Origin of the sequence: Labilibaculum sp. (assembly GCF_963664555.1) — a bacterium.
In the GTDB taxonomy this organism is placed as follows: Bacteria; Bacteroidota; Bacteroidia; order Bacteroidales; family Marinifilaceae; genus Labilibaculum.
The window spans coordinates 1,696,713-1,714,633 of record NZ_OY761461.1; the positions used below are offsets into that span (position 1 = coordinate 1,696,713).

Genomic DNA, 17,921 nt, shown 5'->3' on the forward strand with positions numbered 1-17,921 from the left:
CCTCACAATCATAAAATACACCTCCATCTTTCGGGTTGGGGGTGTTGTTTTTAGGAGTGGCTGCAGGCAATTTTAAATTGGTTTTTTTTAAAGAAAAGCTTCTTCTTTTCAGATAATTAATTAATTACTGTAGTTTTGCATTTCAATTGGATGGAAGTAGATAAAAAATGGAATTAAAACGACTAAACAAGGCAATTGCCGAAACAGGATATTGTTCACGAAGAGAGGCTGATAAGCTGATTGAGAGTGGGAGAGTGAAGGTGAACGGAACAACTGCAGATTTAGGCGTTAAGGTTACCGGCGAGGATACGATCAAGGTAAAAGGACAAACCATTACCAAGCAAGTAGGAAATATTTATTTGGCATTTAACAAACCAGTTGGCATTACCTGCACTACAGATACTCATATCAAGGGAAATATTATAACTTACCTTAATTATCCGGAGCGGATTTTCCCAATTGGACGATTGGATAAACCGAGTGAAGGGCTTATTTTTTTGACCAATGACGGCGATATCGTGAACAAAATACTTCGCTCTCGTAACAACCACGAAAAAGAATATATTGTTCGGGTAAATAAAAGAATAACATCCGATTTTATTAAAAAAATGGGAAATGGTGTTCCTATATTAGATACCGTAACTAAGAAATGTAAAGTTTGGAGAGTTGATGATTTTACATTTAAAATAATTCTGACTCAGGGCTTAAACAGACAAATTCGCAGAATGTGCGAATATCTGGATTATAATGTGAAAACCCTGCAAAGGCTTCGGATTATGAACATCTCCTTAGGCAGCTTAAAAGTTGGAAAGTACCGCTCGTTTACTAAAACTGAATTGCAAACCTTGCTTAATTTGTGCGAGGATTCCGCTAAAACCTTCGATGAGATTTAAAATAGTAATATTCTTAAATTTTTAATTCCTTTTTTCTTTGCTATTTATTGCAAGATCAACTAAATCAGGTAATATCGTGCCTGATTTTTTTATATTTGTAGGAAACCAGATCGAATTGCAACTATGAAACCTGCCAATTTAATTCTTCTTTTATTTTTACTCTTTCAGACGACTTTTATTTCCGCAATAGAAAAGCCGTTTGGGATTTTTGTTATTAATCACGATCGGAGTGAGTATCAGGCAATGAGCCAGAACTGGGCAGTAGCATTTGATGAGCTTGGAAGGGCTTATTTTGGGAACAGCGGCGGTGTACTTGAATACAACGGGAAAGATTGGGTTTTACATCAGCACAGATCTAAATCGGCAATTCGATCTCTGCTGTTTGATGAGCATAGCCAGAGATTGTATTCCGGCTGTTACGAAGATTTTGGATATTGGAAGAGGGACAGCTTAGGCGTATTAAATTATTATTCATTAGCCGAAAGATTAAACGATTACAAGTTCTCCAGTGAGAGAATATGGTCCATTGTTAAGAGCGGAAAAGAAATTCTTTTTCAGTCATTCCCAACACTTTTTATATACAATACGGAAACCGAAGAGGTAAAATCTGTAGTGCCGGGAGGTGAACTGATGTTTTTAGGAAAGATAAATGACACAGTTTATTCAAGAGTCAGCGGTAGTGGGATTTGTAAAATTGAAGCCGGGGAGATTAAAGTTATTGCTGATTCCGATTTTGCAAAAAATGCGACCATCCGTTTTTATTTGCCCAACGAGCGTGGTATTATTGTTGGCGATGGAAAATCAGGGCTTCACATTTTAAAGGATGGAAAAACTAAGAAATGGAATTGTGAAGCCAATGAGGTATTGTCTTCAAAAGATGTAAATTCTGCCGTTTCCATTGGTGATACTGCATATGCAGTAGGAACCTTATTGGGTGGTTTATACATTATTAATCATGATGGTAAAATCCTTAGTCACATCGACCGACAGTCTAAACTGGAAAACAATACTGTTTTGGGAATGGCTCTCGATCATTCGGGAGATTTATGGCTGGGAATGGATAATGGATTGTCTTATGTCGACTTAAATTCGACCATTGAGTATAAAATTGATATGGATAATGCTCCGTCGGCAATTTATTCTGTCATAAAACACAATGGCTACATTTATATTGGAACAAACAACGGGGTTCTTTGCTCAAAATTTGATAAGGATTATGCAGATCTGGATTTTAGAGAATTATCCCTTTTAGAGGGGATTACCGGGCACATCTGGAAATTGGAAATTTTGAGGGGCGAACTCTTGTGTGGCAGCAATAATGGTATCTTCAAACTGGATCAGGGAAACGCTTATCCATTGTCAACAGCAATCGGAGGTACTGATTTTGAAATTATTGAAAAAAACGGGCAGGAATGGTTAATTGAATCTACTTACTTCAAAATAAGGATGTTTAAAAGAGAAAATAACCAATGGGTTTTTTCTCATTTTGTTGATGGATTTGAAGGTGCATGTCGGTTTATTGAGGTTGATCATGCTGGTTATGTTTGGATCAGTCACGAAATAAAAGGCTTGAATCGTTTGAAGCTGTCTGATGATTTTAGAAAGGTAGTATCCAACAAGTATTTTGGTTTGGAATCAGGCTTGCCTACAGAATATCAGCTGAATGTTTTTACCGTTAATAACCGGGTGGTTGTAACAACAGGAGAGGAGATTTACACTTATGATGATCTTACTGATAGAATGTTGCCTTTTAATAAGTTGAATAATACTCTTGGCCGTTTTAAAAAGGCTGTAAATATTGTAAATGCCGATCAAGACCATTTTTGGGCTATCGCCGATAATGAGGCTGTTTATATGAAAAACACAGCAGATTCGATGAGTTTTGTAAGTGCTTTCACGCTGGATAAACAATTTTCATTTCCCGATAAGTATCAGAATATTTCAATTAACAAAGATGCCAGTGTTTTATGTTTGGAGAATGGCTTTGCTATCCTTCCCAATGAATCGAATGATGTTTACAAGCATCAGCCATTGGTCATCACTCAAGTTGTAAAGGGGAAAAAGGGTGTCGATAATAAGGGAATTTTACTGCCTTTGCATAACAACAAGGTTTTGGAACTTAAGAACAGAGATAATTCTCTGGAATTTACTATTAATTCGGTCAACTATGGCCCTAATGATGTGACCTATCAATACCGTATTGTGAATCTTTACGACGATTGGATTGAAGGTGAAACTGAAAATGTAAATACAATAAATGATATACCGCACGGAGAATATGTATATCAGGCCAGAGCTGTATTTTCCGACGGCAGCAGATCAAATGTGGTAGAATACCCATTCGTAATTTTGCCTCCTTGGTTTGCTTCAAAAACAGGCGTTGTTGTTATCATTTTATCGCTGGTGGTTTGTGTTGGTTTACTGATTGTTTTTAATAAACGCATTTTGGAGAAACAGACCTATATCATTGAGAAAAAACATACCGATCAACACAAGAAAAACGAATCGACAATAGAGCAGCTTCAGAATGATGTTTTACAGAAAGAACTGGAGAATCTGCAGGGGAAATTAACGGTTTCAGCCAACGCTCTGGTTGAGAAGGACAGATCGATAAATACAATAAAACGCGAATTGGAAGTTATGTTCCAGAAATTGGAAGGACGTTTTCCTCACCGCGATTACGATAAGATTTTGAAAGTAATAAACGGACAGCTGACTCAGAAAAAGGACATGCTCGATTTTGAGCAGCATTTTGCTGCATCTCAAAGTGGGTTTTACGATGGGTTGAGGCAGAATTATCCAAATTTAACTCCTGCGGATTTACGATTGTGTTCTCTTTTGAAAATGAATATGAATTCGAAAGAAATTTCGATACTTCTGGGAATTACAGTTCGAAGTGTGGAGGTGAGCAGATACAGACTACGAAAAAAAATGGAGTTGGAACCCGATGAAAATCTCACCAAAGTGATTATGAGGTATTAATTGATTTGTCAGCTAATATTCTTACTAAAATCAAGCCGTCTATTCCAGGGGATGACTTGAATCTAAAAGAAATATTTTGGCATAGTTTTGTTGGTGATTTACCATTGTTGCTTCAGATCTGTATGTTTCCACCATAGGAATGTAACCTGCTACCATAGGAATGTAATTTACCACTGTAGGAATGTAACCTGCCACCATAGTAGTGGAAGCTACTACTGTAGGAGTGTAACGTGATACTGTAGGAATGTAGTATGCTACCATAGGACTATATATTGTAATTAAATATTGGTATTTTATCATTGTATGATTGTATTTTTATGCTGTTTTATTGTAATTAATTACTGAAATACAGGAATAAATTTCCATTTAAATTTGTTTGTTATTCCAGAATGTAAATTATTATCACTATTTTTAAGCATGACTTCGAATAAAACAATCCCCATTAACGAGCTGATCTTATCAGAAATGAAAAAGCAGGAAGTGAGCATATCTGATATGGCTAAAAAGCTTGGCTTAAGTTTAAATGCCACCTACAACACCCTAAAAAAGCCAGACATTCAAACCGATCGTCTGGCTAAGATTAGTGAAATACTTCAGGTTAATTTTTTTAAGATACTCGCCGGAGAGCTCAATATCGAAAACCCAATCAATCCGCAAATAGAGAAGCTTACTACTGAAAATGAAATCCTGAAAGAGGTAATTCGCCTTTTGGGCGGCAACAAATAATACGATTAAAGATCAGGACGGCTTAAAATAGCGGCTTGTTATGCTTTTGCTATAACCAAGTCTGTGATGTCAGGGTATAACTTGATTCTGAATCTAAAAGTATTTTAGATGAGTTTTAACTTGTGGGAATTTTATTTTTTGTTGGCTGTAAAGCAAAAAAAACAGCGGTACAATTTAGAAACTGTACCGCTGTAACTAATAAAACCAACTATTGATAAACTAATGCTTAAAGTTAAATGAACGTTCGTTCGATTCGTCGGATGAGCTGGTACTTACCCAAAGTTTAAAATCACCATCCTCTGCAACGAAATTCATGTTAATATCGAAGAATTTCAAATCATCTTCCGAAATTGTAAATTGTATTTCTTTACTTTCTCCCGGCTCTAATCCTACTTTTTCAAATCCTTTTAATTCTTTCACAGGACGGGTTACGCTTCCGTATAAATCCTGAACATACAATTGCACCACTTCTTCTCCGTAAAGGCCACCGGTATTGCTTAACGTGGCATTTACCGTTAATTGCTCTCCTGATTTAAGAGTATTGGTATTTAATTTCACATCTTTTATCGAAAATGTGGTATAACTTAAACCATATCCAAAAGGATAAAGAGGGGAGTTTTCAACATCGATATAAGTGGATTTATAATCTGCATCAGGATCATCTTTGGGAATTGGGCGGCCTGTGTTTTTAGCATTGTAATAAATTGGAACCTGTCCTACATTGCGGGGGAAAGATAAGGTTAGCTTTCCGGATGGATTGTAATCTCCTGAAATAACATCGGCAAGAGCATCTCCTGCTGTTGTTCCCAAATACCAGGCTTCCATTATCGCATCCATATTCTCATTTTCCCACGATAAATCCAACGGACGTCCGTTCATAAGGACTAAACCAGTTGGTTTATTTAGCTTTTTAAGCTCTTTTAGAAAATCCTGCTGAACGCCTGGCAGTTGAATATTTGTTCTGCAGGCAGCTTCGCCTGACCAATTGAAATCTTCTCCCATGGCAACAAGAACAAGATCAGCTTTGCTCGCAACACTTAATGCCGGTTTAAATCCTGATTTATCGTTTCCTTTTAAACCGCAGGCCGAAGCATAGGTAAATTGAATATTTGAACCTTTGTATTTTTCTTGTAAACCATCGAACAAAGAAACACTTTGATTTCTATCTCCGCGGCCCGCCCATTCCCCATTTAAGCTGGTCTGGTTTTTAATCATCGGGCCAATTAAAGCAACGGTTTTTCGTGAAGATTTATCAATTGGGAATATGTTTTCGTTTTTCAATAAAACAACAGAGCGTTTCGCAATATTTCGTGCTGATGCCAAAAATACTGGTTTCATTCGTGTTGATTCTTGTCTGGCTTCGTCCATATATCGATAAGGATCGTCGAAAAGGCCAAGTAAAAACTTCATTTCCAGAATTCGACTTACAGCGATATCTATGCTTTCCATGCTTACTTTTTCGGTTTCAACCTGAGCTTTTAGGTTCTCCAGGTAAACACCACCTGTCATGTCCATATCGATTCCGGCATTTGCTGCCAATTCTGCAGCCTGAGCTTCGTCTTTTGCAATGCCGTGTTCAACCAATTCGTTAATTGCGGTGTAGTCGGTAACTACGAAGCCTCTAAAGTCCCATCGGTCTCTAAGAACATCTTTGTATAAATATTTGCTCGCAGTACATGGTACGCCGCCAATTTCGTTAAAAGCAGTCATGAAGGTTGCTACACCGGCTTCTTTTGCAGCCAGAAAAGGAGGAAGATAGATTTCATTTAGAGTACGTTCCGAAACTTCAGCTGTATTGTAGTCGCGACCAGCTTCTGCCGCTCCGTATGCAGCAAAATGCTTGGCACAGGCCAGTACCGTATTGGTCGATTTTAAATCTTTCCAACCTTCACCCTGAAAACCTTTAACTCTTGCTGTGGCAACCAGTTTTCCAAGATAAACGTCTTCTCCGGCACCTTCCATTACGCGTCCCCAGCGTGCATCTCTGGCTATATCAACCATTGGTGCAAAAGTCCATGAAATGCCCTCGGCGGCAGCTTCTGTTGCAGCTATCCGGGCACTTTCTTTCATTAAATCAAGATCCCAGGAGCACGATTCTGCAAGCGACATAGGAAATATGGTTCTAAAGCCGTGAATGACGTCGTATCCGAAAAGCACAGGAATTTTTAGTCTTGATTCTGCCAGAGCAGCCTCCTGAAGTGGCCTGACTTTTTCAACAGTTGCTTCGTTAAACATACTTCCTACCAAACCTTTTTTAAGATAAGGCATTACCTCATTTTGCATTTCGGGTCCTGTAATATCACCTCTTCCAGAGAACTGAGTCATTTGTCCAATTTTCTCCTCTAATGTCATTAAAGAGAGAACAGAATCCACTTTTCGTTCAATTTCGGCATCGCCGCTATAACTTTTGTATTTCGATTTGGATGTATTGCATGAAAACATTGCAATGCATACCAATATGCTGAATAGTGTAAGCTTTGTTTTCATTTTTCTAATCATTTTCATAGTAATCTGTAATCGCTTTATTGTTTATTTGTAATTAATTATTTGCTCTTGCTAAAGAGCCACTTTACTAAATCAGGTTCTGCAAATGCCTGATCCCAGCTATTGTGATTGGCTTCCGGATAAAGTGTGTATTTTGATTCAGTATTGTATTTTTTTTGCTCATCGTAGACTAGTTTAGAATACTTTCCGGGTACAACATCATCTTTGCCCCCATGAAAAAACCAAATTGGAACATGAGAGTATTTTGTGACCAATTTCGGGTTGTGTCCGCCACAAATTACAGCAGCAGCCGTATACTTATCCGGCCAACGGTATAAAAATTCCAGCGTTCCTATTCCTCCCATTGATAAGCCCATGATGTAAATTCTCTTTGGGTCAATGTTCCCTTCATGTATTATTTTATTTACTAACTGATCGGCCATATAGGCTGGTTTTGTTGGCCCTGATTCCGTAGGGAATTTAAAAATCCAGTCTCCTGCTGCTGATTTTTCCTTTAATCGATGTGTCCACTTAATATCAGGGGGACACTGGGGAAAAACAACAATAGCAGGATACTCTTTTCTGTTTGTCTGATCCAGAAAAAGCTTCGCTCCATGAGTCAGCTGCTTTTGGTTGTCAGTTCCTCTTTCGCCGGAACCATGAAGAAATAATACCAATGGATATGTCTTTCCTTTTTCCATGTTTTCCGGATAAAGAATTCGATATTTTAAGGTGTCCTGTTCAAGAATAAAATTGGCCTTCTGATACAGGTTTAAGTCTTGAGCATAAGTATGCCCTAAACTCAAAAAAAGGATCAGTCCGAGACATATAGTTTTAAAATCTCTCATTTTGAATGTTTCTTAGATAATGTTTGATCACGATTTATAACTTACTGTTGAATAGTAAATTCCAGTTTGTTCAATCCTTCTTTCACTTCCGGACAGTTCATGAACAAATCCCAGAGTAAACTAGTTCTGTAGTTCTCAATCATGCATACAATTGGCCCCTGATCGATGGCTAAATAACTTCTCGGATACCAATTGTATTCTACACTAAAAGCATCGTATGGACCATATTTACCAAAGGTTTTGTCTCCCAAATTGAAATATATATTTTTTGCCACTTTCATGCATTCTTCGGGGGCATAAGGGAAAGAGGAAAGAGCTGCGGTGGGAGCGATGACTCCATAGTCTTTATCGGGATTATGAGCTGCATAACCCAAATAGAGATCACTTGCAATCAAATCATTCCGTTCTCTTCCTCCACCATCTTCCCATTCGCTGTACCCTTTTATGGAATAGCTGGCTGTTAATCCCCACAGATTTTCGCCGTATCCATCAAATTTTTTAGGATTTTGAATGCAATAGGCTCGGTTCATTAGGGTGTGTGCAACATTAATATCCCAATAGTTGGCATATTTATCAGAACTGATACTTGGATTAAAACCTAAGTAGGAATAGTGTGCCCAAAACAAAGGGCCGCCAGCAGATGGATTGCCATTGTGTTTTAGATCTAAAGTATATCCGTATTTTGAACTTGGCTGAACAATGTTTCCATTTCGGGCCCAGCCTTTGTGATATGAATCGGCTTTGATGGAATAGTCCGGCGATGAGGCTCCTGTGATGTAAGTAATTAAGCACTCGTTGTAACCTTCCAGAGGAAAATTCATTTCCCATGCATAATTTGGTGACCAATGCCAGTAAAGTACATCGCTGCCGTCTTTCTCATACCAATTAAATTCAATACCATGCCAAAGATTTTTAATTCTTTCGCTCAATTGTTTTTCTCTTTCCGATCCGGTTTTAAAGTATTCCTGAACACATATTAAGCCTTGCGCAAGAAAGGATGTTTCAACCAAATCGCCGCCGTCGTCTTTCTGTCCAAAGGGAACTACTTTTCCCGTTTTTCCATCCATCCAATGTGGCCAGGCTCCGTGAAAACGATCTGCTTCTTCCAAAAAACCGGCAATCTTTTCGAATCGCTGCACGCCTTCTTCACGGGAAATAAATCCTTTGTCGATTCCAACAAGTACAGCCATAAGTCCGAAACCAGAACCTCCGGTTGTTACAACATGTTGATCGTTTTGCGGATAAATACCTGATAAATTGATTCGCTCAGGAGCCAAACCCGAATTGGGTTCTGCACCATCCCAGAAATACTGAAAAGTATAATATTGAATGGTATCCAATAACATCTCATCGGATAATCCCTGATAAATTTTTGGGCCATTATTGCCGGTTTCCTCTTCGGGAATGTTAACCTCTTTATCTTTACCACATGATGAAAGAAGCATGAAAAGAGATAGTAAAATTGTATAGTTCATAACTTGTTGTCTTATTTTACTTCAATAACCTGAGAGGTTTTCGAAATGCCGTTTTCGTTAAATGCTTCAATTGTGATGTAGTAGGTTTTGTCAGAGTCAAGTGATTTAAGCAAATGTTCATTTTTACCATAAATCATCCATGAATTATATAGCTTGTCCGGAGCGATTCCCCAAATGATATTATATCCCTGGCAGTCTTCCATTTGTTTCCAGCTGATCTTTGCATCTCGTCGGTCTTTTAAGCGTTCAACGCTAAAGTTCTTTACTGTTGATGGTGCTTTGCCTGAAGCATTTCCAAATATTCGAATATCCGAAATTGCAAGCGATGGAGTAGGAACTTCAATATTGGTATATTTTATAAATCTGGCCTTATAGGCCTGATCCAGTTCAACGTAATCGTTGGGAGTATCTTTAAAACTATTGGATTTGTCAATCAGTGATTTCCAATTTGATCCGTCAACAGAGTATTCAATCAGATACCGATGTTTTAAATTTTTATATCTGCCGTACATATTCGATTTGTAATCGTGAAAATTGATTTGAATTGCTTTTACGTCCATTGGTTTTTCGAGATCGATTGTAAACCATTCTCCGCCAGTGTTTGTTTCTGACAACCAGAATGTTTTTACATTTTCATCTGTTAGGTTTTCAATTCCTTTGGGAGATGAACTTTTAACGGGTTTATTGTATGATAAAAGCATCCATCCATGAAATTTGCCGGTTTTTTCTTTTGAATTTGGCGCATAATGTGGATAATCTCCAAATCGGGTATTGCTGTGCATGAGTCCGTCTTCATCAAAGAAAACAGGATGCATGCAAAGTCTGCGCTCCCAGATTTCGTTGACAGAAAGAGCCATCGATCCGAAATGCCAGTAAGCACCGGAAGTTGTTTTTACGATGCTTCCATGTCCGGCTCCGTTCATAAATCCTCCGGGCTTGTATACAACCGGATTGTGAGCTTGGTAAGTATAAGGTCCCAGTGGATTTTTAGAGGTGTAAACGCCATCAGCATAAACATTAAACTCTGTTCCCGGTGCGGCATACATCATGTAATAAGTTTCTTTGTGCTTTGTCAGCCAGGCACCTTCCATATATCCTTTAAGTAGGGTATCGGAATGGTTTTCCCCAAATCGTTCCCATCCGTGAATTTCCTGATTAAGGCTGAATAATTCTGTGGTGTTTTTTTCGGCAATAAATCTTTTGTTTTTATCCAACTTCTTGCCTCTGATCGGAAATTGATTGGAAGATCCCCAAAAGATATAAGCCTGATCATCATCATCAATAAACAGATCAGGATCTTGAAGATTATTGAGAATGGCAGGGACAATTTTCCAATCTCCTTTTTTAGGATTATCGGTATATAGCACACTCATAGAACCGGAAGGATCTCCGGTTACGTATAGAACCGAGTCTTTGTAGTTGTGTGCGGCAGGAGCATTGCATCCTTGAAAATACCACTTTTCCGGCTGAATAAAATCCCAGTTCAGCAAATCTGTAGAATGCCAGTAACCCAATGACCGTGTTACGAACATGTAGTATTCGCCACGAAATTCCACTACAGCAGGATCTGCTCCAGAGCGATAGGAAAGGTCGTTTTGGGAATTGTAAATCATGTAGGTGTAGTCAATATTCAGCGGATTGCAATAGGTTTCTGCTGTACGCTGAGCAAAAGCTGAAACACTTACAAAAGTTAAAAGGATGGTTAATAGTCTGAGCATTGGTTTTAATTCTGGTTGAGTAATATTGAATTCCAGAGGCTTCTGGTTGTGAGAAACCTCTGGAATTAAGAATTCTATACAGAGAGATTACTTCTCTGCATCATATATTGTTTGAATTTCTTCCTGCGAAAGAGCCGTATTAAAAACACGTAATTCATCAAGGTAACTTGAATCGGATAAGTGATTCCAGTAACTGAAAGTTTCACCTCCTGCACCAATCGTCATTGTAGTACATCCAGTCCAATCAATACCTTTTGAAAGATCTGAGGATAACATTTCCACACCATTGAAATAAATTGTGCTTTTAGTTAGAGAAACAGTAACCGCAATTTGAATCCATTCGCCGGCAGTTGCATCAATAACACCGCCATCATTCCAAACTTCTGCTGTTTCGGTACCAACATTTAATTTTATTCTTTGTTCGGTTGCACTTCCTTCCCGAAACAATCTAAAGCCCTGGTTGCGATTTTCGGGAATGTTATTTCCAACTACAAGAATTCCAGCGCGGTCCGGATCAGGGTTTACTTTATACCAAAATACAGTACTAAACTCTTCTCCAAACAGCCCTTCGATAGGAAAAGTAAGGTAAGAATCAGTGGCTCCTGCAAAAGCATCACTTCCAAGTGCACTTTCGCCTGCAAAACCTGTTGTACCTACTACTGTGGCGTCATTGTAGCTAATTAAATCGGTATTGTTTCCATCGAAAGGCATATAAAATGTTTCACCGTATTTTGGCTGGTATGGATTGGTAACATTAATCATATCTTGAATCTCGTCTGCAGTTAGTGCTTTATTGAATAAACGGAGTTCATCCATAGCACTTCCATCTGATTTGTGATCCCAATAGCTAAATGTTTCGCCTCCGGAACCAATTGTCAATGTTTCGCATCCAGTCCAATCAATAGCCGCAGTCAAAGGAGAAGAGCTCATTTCAACGCCGTTAAAGAATATTGTACATTGCGTTTGTGAAATGGTAAAGGCGATGTGTACCCATTCTCCGGCGGCAACGTCAATAACATCACCATTATTCCAAACTTCAGCAGTACCAATACCAACATTAAGCTTAATTCTTTGCTCGGCACCATTTCCTTCCCGGAATAATCTGAATCCCTGATTACGATTTTCAGGGGTATCATTTCCAATAACCAGAATACCTGCGCGATCCGGCGATGGATTCACCTTGTACCAGAATGCAGCAGTAAATTCAGGTGTAAGCATTGAAGCAATTGGGTAAGTTAGATAAGAATCGGTAGTTCCCGAATAAGAATCCGTTCCGATTATACTTTCCCCGGCAAAACCGGGAGATCCGATCTTAGTTGCCTGTACAATGTTAACCAATTCATAATAGTCACCATCAAATGGCATATAAAACAATTCACCTTCAAATAGTGGAGTGTATGGAGGTTCTTTTGAGAAATTTACCGAGGATGTGGTACTTTTACCTTCCAGATCAGTAGCGATCACAGTCATAATGTGATCTCCTGTATTTACATTGTCATAGTTAAATTTTTCAAGAGCAATTCGATAATCAGTAAATGTAGTAAAACCGGCTATCTCAGTTCCATCCATTAGCACAGATATGCTTCCAATTTCAATATCATCTGTTACTTTAATATCAATATCAATTGATGTTACCAAGTCAAGGACTTTAATCGTTGTTCCTTCAGTAGGGTAGTTTATTTTGATTACAGGTGCAGTTTCATCCACTCCTGGTTTCACTGCTGTAATCGGATCAATTCCTTCGTCGCATGCCGTAGCAAATACGAGAGCAATCATTACAATTAGTATATTTTTAAATAATTTCATATGATTATTATTTGTTTCTGTTTGCCATATGGAACTCCCAAATTACACTCATTCTCTTGGGTGTAATTTTTTTACATGGTCGTTTCATTTTCTTCATTTTAATGATCAAAATTATTAGTTGCTGCCTTTTAAGACTGGAAGTAAATCAACTTGATTTTGAGGATATGGTAAATAAATCAAATCGGCGTTAAAGGTTCTTCCTTCGTAGCTTAGCTCGTTGTATTTTTCAAGACGAACCATATCGAAAAAGCGTGTTCCCCATTCCATGGCTAACTCAGCAAATTTCTCATCCATAACCTGTGCATTTGTAACTCCTGAGATTGCTGTTAAACCAGCTCTTTTTCGAACTAAATTTACCGCAGCATCTGCAGATAGTGATGTGCTTGATGCGCCTTGAGTTATTGCTTCGGCGTGCATTAACAGGATTTCTGCATAACGAATGCAGGTGAAGTTTTTGTTTGTACCGTATGTCGTACGTCCAGGTGTAAGTTGATCTGATGGTAAATAGTGCTTGCCACTGGCAAAAAGTGCACGGGCATAATCATTAATTACATCTCCTGATCGGGTTGTGTTTGAAACCCATGCAGGAAGTGTTGCATAGTTCGGATCTTTTTGAATTTCAGCAATGCCTCTGTCTGTAAATAATACACTGGTTTCCAGACGAACAGTTTCACCTCTGTCAAGCATGAATTTGATGTACTTTAAGCTAGGTTCCCAAAAACCCCAACCACTGCCGGCTCCTTCAACTTTTGGAGTCCAGCTTTGCGGTCCAAAGAATTCGAACAGGTAACTTTTGCTATCTCCTGAAGCTTGTCCAAAGTCAGAATATTGCATTTCCAATAAATTCTCATTGTTTAGCTTCCCGGGAATTTTAAATAGCTCGTAAAAATCAGCTTCTAAACTAAATTTACCGGAACTGATAATTTGCGAAGTGGCATCAGCAACTGCCTGATAATTTTTTAACTCCAAATTGGCAAGCGCTTTAATTGCAAGTGCAGTGTATTTAGTAACACCGCCGCGAATATCAGTTCTTTCATTCGGATTCATATCCGGTAAGAAAGGAATTGCTTCGTCCATTTGATCGGCAATATGCTGCATCACATCATTTTTTGATGTGATACCTGCAACCAATAATTCTGTAGGGTCTGAACTCGTTGGAACTAGAATATTTCCCCATGTTCGGGATATGTTGAAAAGAATCCAGCCACGAATTGTTTTTGCTTCAGCAATGTACTGTTCGCCTAGACTTTGATTTCCTGTTTCATCAGTATACAATTGAATTTGCTCCATTGCACTGTGAGAAGTGATCACATCTCGGTATTCACCTTCCCAGGCAGAATTGTACATCCAAAAATCTTTGTTGTAATTGTATAAGTCAGTCTCGGCAAAATCTTGTTGATCGCCTAAACCACCAGCGTTAACATCATCTCCCCGGATGGACATTAATGGATTTGATTCCCAGCCTTTATTGTTGAATTCAGCATAAAGACCGATTAAGGGTGAAATCATATTTTCGGCAATTGAATAATCAGTGCTGTCTGCAATGGTAATATTCTCGGCAGGTTCGTCTAATTTGTCATCACAGGCAGCAGTAAACAAAATTGTAGCTGCAACAAGGGTGATATGAATAGAATATTTAAATAGTTTCATGATAAAATGTTTTTTGTAATTAAAAATTAACATTTAAGCCAAGTGTATATACTGCTGGGATAGGGTAGGTTTGTGTATCAATTCCATTTTCAACTTCAGGATTAAATCCATTGTAGCTAAAGACAGTTAAAGGACGATCTGCAGTGAACGAAATTCTGGCTTCAGGAACTTTTACACCAAACATTACCTTTTGTGTTAGATTGTAAGCAATTTGAATGTTTTGAATTCTGAAGTAGGATCCATCTTCTACAAAATAATCACTCATCTTTTGGTTCCAGCCTTTTCTTAATCCTGCAGAGGAAGGATATTTATTTGATGTTCCTTCACCATGCCAACGGTTTTTTGCCAGATCAGCATCTATGTTTCCATCATTTGTCCAGATTAATTCACCGCGTTTACGATTCAAAATTTTGTTTCCGGTCTGTCCTAAAATGTTCATTGTGAATTCCCAGTTTTTGTAAGTTATACCAAGATTTGCACCGTACATGAAATTTGGAAAATAAGAGCCTAAAACAACTCTGTCGTCATCATCAATTTTTCCATCCTTGTTTTGATCTTTGTATTTTAAATCCCCGGGAGCCAACCCATTTTCCACGGCAACAGGATCAGCGGCGACTTCAGCCTCATTTTGATAAACACCAACTACCTCACGTCCGAAAAATGCCAATAATGGTTCTCCAACAATTGAACGCTGACGAAATTCTGCTTGTCCGCCGTCTATATAGGGCTGACCAAACAAATCCCTTACTTCGTTTTTAAGAGTGGAAATGTTTGCTCCGATTGAGTATTTTAAATCTTTCGTAATATTATCACTCCAACTCAAAGCCAGCTCGAATCCTGAGTTTCTGATTTCACCAACATTTTTTCTTACAGTACCTCCTATAAGAGGATTGGTAACATCTATAACTGCATTTTTTGTGTCGCGGATATAATAATCAGCATCTACAGATAGTCTGTTAGCAAGAAGAGTTGTCGTAACACCAAAGTTTGTTTCTTCGGTAACCTCCCATTTAAGAGAAGAGTAGGTACTCGAGGTTGTTGTACCGGAAACTAAAACACCATCAATTGCAGTCGTTACAACATTGGTTGAGTTAGCACCATCGCTGGCCGCGATTTTATTATTTCCCAGTTTACCCCAACTTGCACGAAATTTTAAAAAATCAATAAATTCTACATCCTTCATGAAGTTTTCTTCTGAAATAACCCAACCAGCACCAACAGTTGGGAAATAACCCCATTTTTCCTGATACTTTGAGCTGCCATCCGCTCTCATGGTTCCGTAGAGTAAATATTTGTTGTTGAAATTATAAGACATTCTTCCAAAATAGGACATACCATACTGTTTTCTTCCGTCATCATTAACACTATCAGATGGTTTACTCTTTGATTTACTAATGTACCAGTTTTCTTCAAGTCCAGATGGGAAATTTAAACCGGTTGCACTAAGATAATTCCAGGTTTCATCTCTGTAAGATGATCCAGCCATAAGTGTAAAGTTGTGTCCTCCAAAGCTGTCAGTATAGGTTAAAATATTATCCCAGGTTTGGTTTGTTGTAGTTTGAGAGTTTTTTTGAACTGAGTCATCAGTACGCTTAAAATTAGTGCTGACAAAATAAGCAAGATCAACAAATCGTCCTTCCTGCGAAGTAAAATCCTGACTGTAAGTTGTTTTGAAATTTAATTTTTTTGGTATAAGGTCCAGTTTAGCATAGAAATTTGCAAGTACTTTTTTTGTTCTAATGCGATTTTCACTTAAATCCATCGTTGGAAATGGGTTTTTACCTCCCCGATACCCTAAGTCTTCAGCACTCGCATATCTTGTTGGGCTTGCAGCAGTATTTAGTTCATCGTAAACAGGCATAATTGGTACCGCAAAATAAGCCACATTCCAAGCTGCCGATTCGGGTTCATATTTGGTCGAATTACTCAATATAATATTGCCACCAATTGTGAACCATTCATTTGCCTGAAAGTCAATTTTTGAACGAAGGTTAAAACGTTCATACTCATTCTTCATATTCAAAACACCTTCCTGGGTAAAGAAACTTGTTCCAATTGAGTAAGTCGTATTCTCGTTACCTCCGGATACACTTAAACTATGGTTTTGAATAGCTGCAGTGCGCATAATTTCGTCATACCAATCTGTATTTACGTTTGGTACATTTGGATTTATACGACTTCTGCCGTATCGCTGCATCGCATTTAATATGAATTGTTCATCTGCCGCCGATCCTGATTCTAAGGCCATATTTGTGTATTGTTCAGCATTCGCCATTTTCAATACATTCTGAGCCACTTGATATCCGTAATAGCCATTGTAATTAATTTGGGCTTTTTGATTTCGTTTACCGGATTTGGTTTCAATTAATACAACTCCATTTGCAGCCCGCACTCCATAAATAGCTGCCGCTGACGCATCTTTAAGTACTGAGGTTGATTCAATATCAGCCGTATTTAAAAAATCGATGTTGTCGTAAAATACTCCATCAACAACATACAAAGGTCCTTCGTTGCCATGTCCGGGATAAGAACCAATACCACGAAGGCGTATGGTTGGTGATTCACCCGGAGCCCCGGAACTAATAACCTGAAGTCCGGCAACTTTCCCCTGTAACGATTGCATAACGTTACCAGAAGGAGTTTTAACCAAGTCTTCAGATTTTACAGTGGTTATTGATGACGTTAGATCTTTTACGCTCATCTTTCCGTATCCAATAACAACAACTTCATCCAGACCTGTGGTAGATTCAAGTAAAGATACATTAATCAAGGTTTGATTATTTACAGGAATTTCCTGTGTTTTCATACCTATAAAACTGTAAACGAGTGTAGCATTGCTTAAAGCTTCAATGCTGTAGCTCCCATCAATATCTGTTACGGTTCCAGAAGTGGTTCCTTTAACAAATACGGTAACACCAATTAATGGCATTTCAGATTGGTCTGTAACTATACCTGTAATATTAGTACTGCTTTGTGCAAATACAGATATAGAAAACAACAAAAGAATTAGGTTAGATAATAGTAATCTCATGCTCTTTTATTTTTGATTATTAATAACCTCATAAAGGTCGGCCTATATAGGTGCTTGTTCCAAATTGATTGTGTTTATTAAACCTCAACAGCAATAAAAATCAACACAACATTGCCACTACGTATGATTGTTAAGTATCTTTTAATTAGATGTTTTACCTATATTAAAAAATGTGAAATATTTTGAGATGATAATGCATTTAAACGATATTTTTATATTTAGGTAGTGAGTATGTTGGGGTGATAATTTGAATTTTAGCTTGGTTAAACATATCATAATTGAATTATGAAGGGTTAAAAAGTATTATT

The 17,921-nt window shown here is 38.0% G+C and carries 11 protein-coding genes; 3 read left to right on the forward strand and 8 right to left on the reverse strand.

Annotated elements, in window-relative coordinates; translation table 11 throughout:
* The first annotated feature begins 167 nt into the window (after nucleotides 1-167).
* Together ACKU4N_RS06710 and ACKU4N_RS06715 are read left to right on the forward strand one after the other, a co-directional pair.
* On the forward strand, nucleotides 168-893 hold the full coding sequence (locus tag ACKU4N_RS06710; protein ID WP_321321813.1) for a pseudouridine synthase: 726 nt from the start codon (nucleotides 168-170) through the stop codon (nucleotides 891-893).
* A gap of 123 nt (nucleotides 894-1,016) precedes the next feature.
* On the forward strand, nucleotides 1,017-3,875 hold the full coding sequence (locus tag ACKU4N_RS06715; RefSeq protein WP_321321815.1) for a helix-turn-helix and ligand-binding sensor domain-containing protein: 2,859 nt from the start codon (nucleotides 1,017-1,019) through the stop codon (nucleotides 3,873-3,875).
* A 39-nt stretch (nucleotides 3,876-3,914) separates the two neighbouring features.
* On the opposite strand, the gene ACKU4N_RS06720 is transcribed toward ACKU4N_RS06715, so the two are convergent.
* The gene (locus ACKU4N_RS06720) at nucleotides 3,915-4,175 is read right to left on the reverse strand and encodes a hypothetical protein (RefSeq protein WP_321321817.1); all 261 of its coding nucleotides are present in this window, start codon (nucleotides 4,173-4,175) and stop codon (nucleotides 3,915-3,917) included.
* A 117-nt stretch (nucleotides 4,176-4,292) separates the two neighbouring features.
* Between ACKU4N_RS06720 and ACKU4N_RS06725 the strand changes: the two genes are divergently transcribed.
* Nucleotides 4,293-4,601 carry a helix-turn-helix domain-containing protein gene (locus tag ACKU4N_RS06725; RefSeq protein ID WP_124991797.1) on the forward strand — a complete coding sequence of 103 codons (309 nt, stop codon included), beginning with the start codon at nucleotides 4,293-4,295 and terminating at the stop codon, nucleotides 4,599-4,601.
* Between the two features lie 219 nt (nucleotides 4,602-4,820).
* Here the strand turns inward: ACKU4N_RS06725 and ACKU4N_RS06730 are convergent, their stop codons facing one another.
* The 7 genes from ACKU4N_RS06730 to ACKU4N_RS06760 form a co-directional block, all read right to left on the reverse strand.
* A complete protein-coding gene (locus tag ACKU4N_RS06730; protein WP_321321821.1) occupies nucleotides 4,821-7,088 on the reverse strand; it encodes a glycoside hydrolase family 3 N-terminal domain-containing protein in 2,268 nt (755 codons plus the stop codon).
* Nucleotides 7,089-7,144: 56 nt separating this feature from the next.
* Nucleotides 7,145-7,933, reverse strand: a complete 789-nt coding sequence (locus ACKU4N_RS06735; protein ID WP_321321823.1) for a carboxylesterase family protein — start codon at nucleotides 7,931-7,933, stop codon at nucleotides 7,145-7,147.
* 41 nt (nucleotides 7,934-7,974) lie between these two features.
* A complete protein-coding gene (locus tag ACKU4N_RS06740) occupies nucleotides 7,975-9,408 on the reverse strand; it encodes a glucoamylase family protein (RefSeq protein WP_321321825.1) in 1,434 nt (477 codons plus the stop codon).
* A gap of 11 nt (nucleotides 9,409-9,419) precedes the next feature.
* Nucleotides 9,420-11,126, reverse strand: a complete 1,707-nt coding sequence (locus ACKU4N_RS06745; protein WP_321321827.1) for a family 43 glycosylhydrolase — start codon at nucleotides 11,124-11,126, stop codon at nucleotides 9,420-9,422.
* A gap of 87 nt (nucleotides 11,127-11,213) precedes the next feature.
* Nucleotides 11,214-12,932: a LamG domain-containing protein gene (locus ACKU4N_RS06750; RefSeq protein WP_321321829.1), complete on the reverse strand. Its 1,719-nt coding sequence runs from the start codon at nucleotides 12,930-12,932 to the stop codon at nucleotides 11,214-11,216.
* 114 nt (nucleotides 12,933-13,046) lie between these two features.
* A complete protein-coding gene (locus ACKU4N_RS06755; protein ID WP_321321830.1) occupies nucleotides 13,047-14,582 on the reverse strand; it encodes a RagB/SusD family nutrient uptake outer membrane protein in 1,536 nt (511 codons plus the stop codon).
* 19 nt (nucleotides 14,583-14,601) lie between these two features.
* On the reverse strand, nucleotides 14,602-17,613 hold the full coding sequence (locus tag ACKU4N_RS06760; RefSeq protein ID WP_321321832.1) for a SusC/RagA family TonB-linked outer membrane protein: 3,012 nt from the start codon (nucleotides 17,611-17,613) through the stop codon (nucleotides 14,602-14,604).
* Nucleotides 17,614-17,921 lie beyond the last annotated feature (308 nt).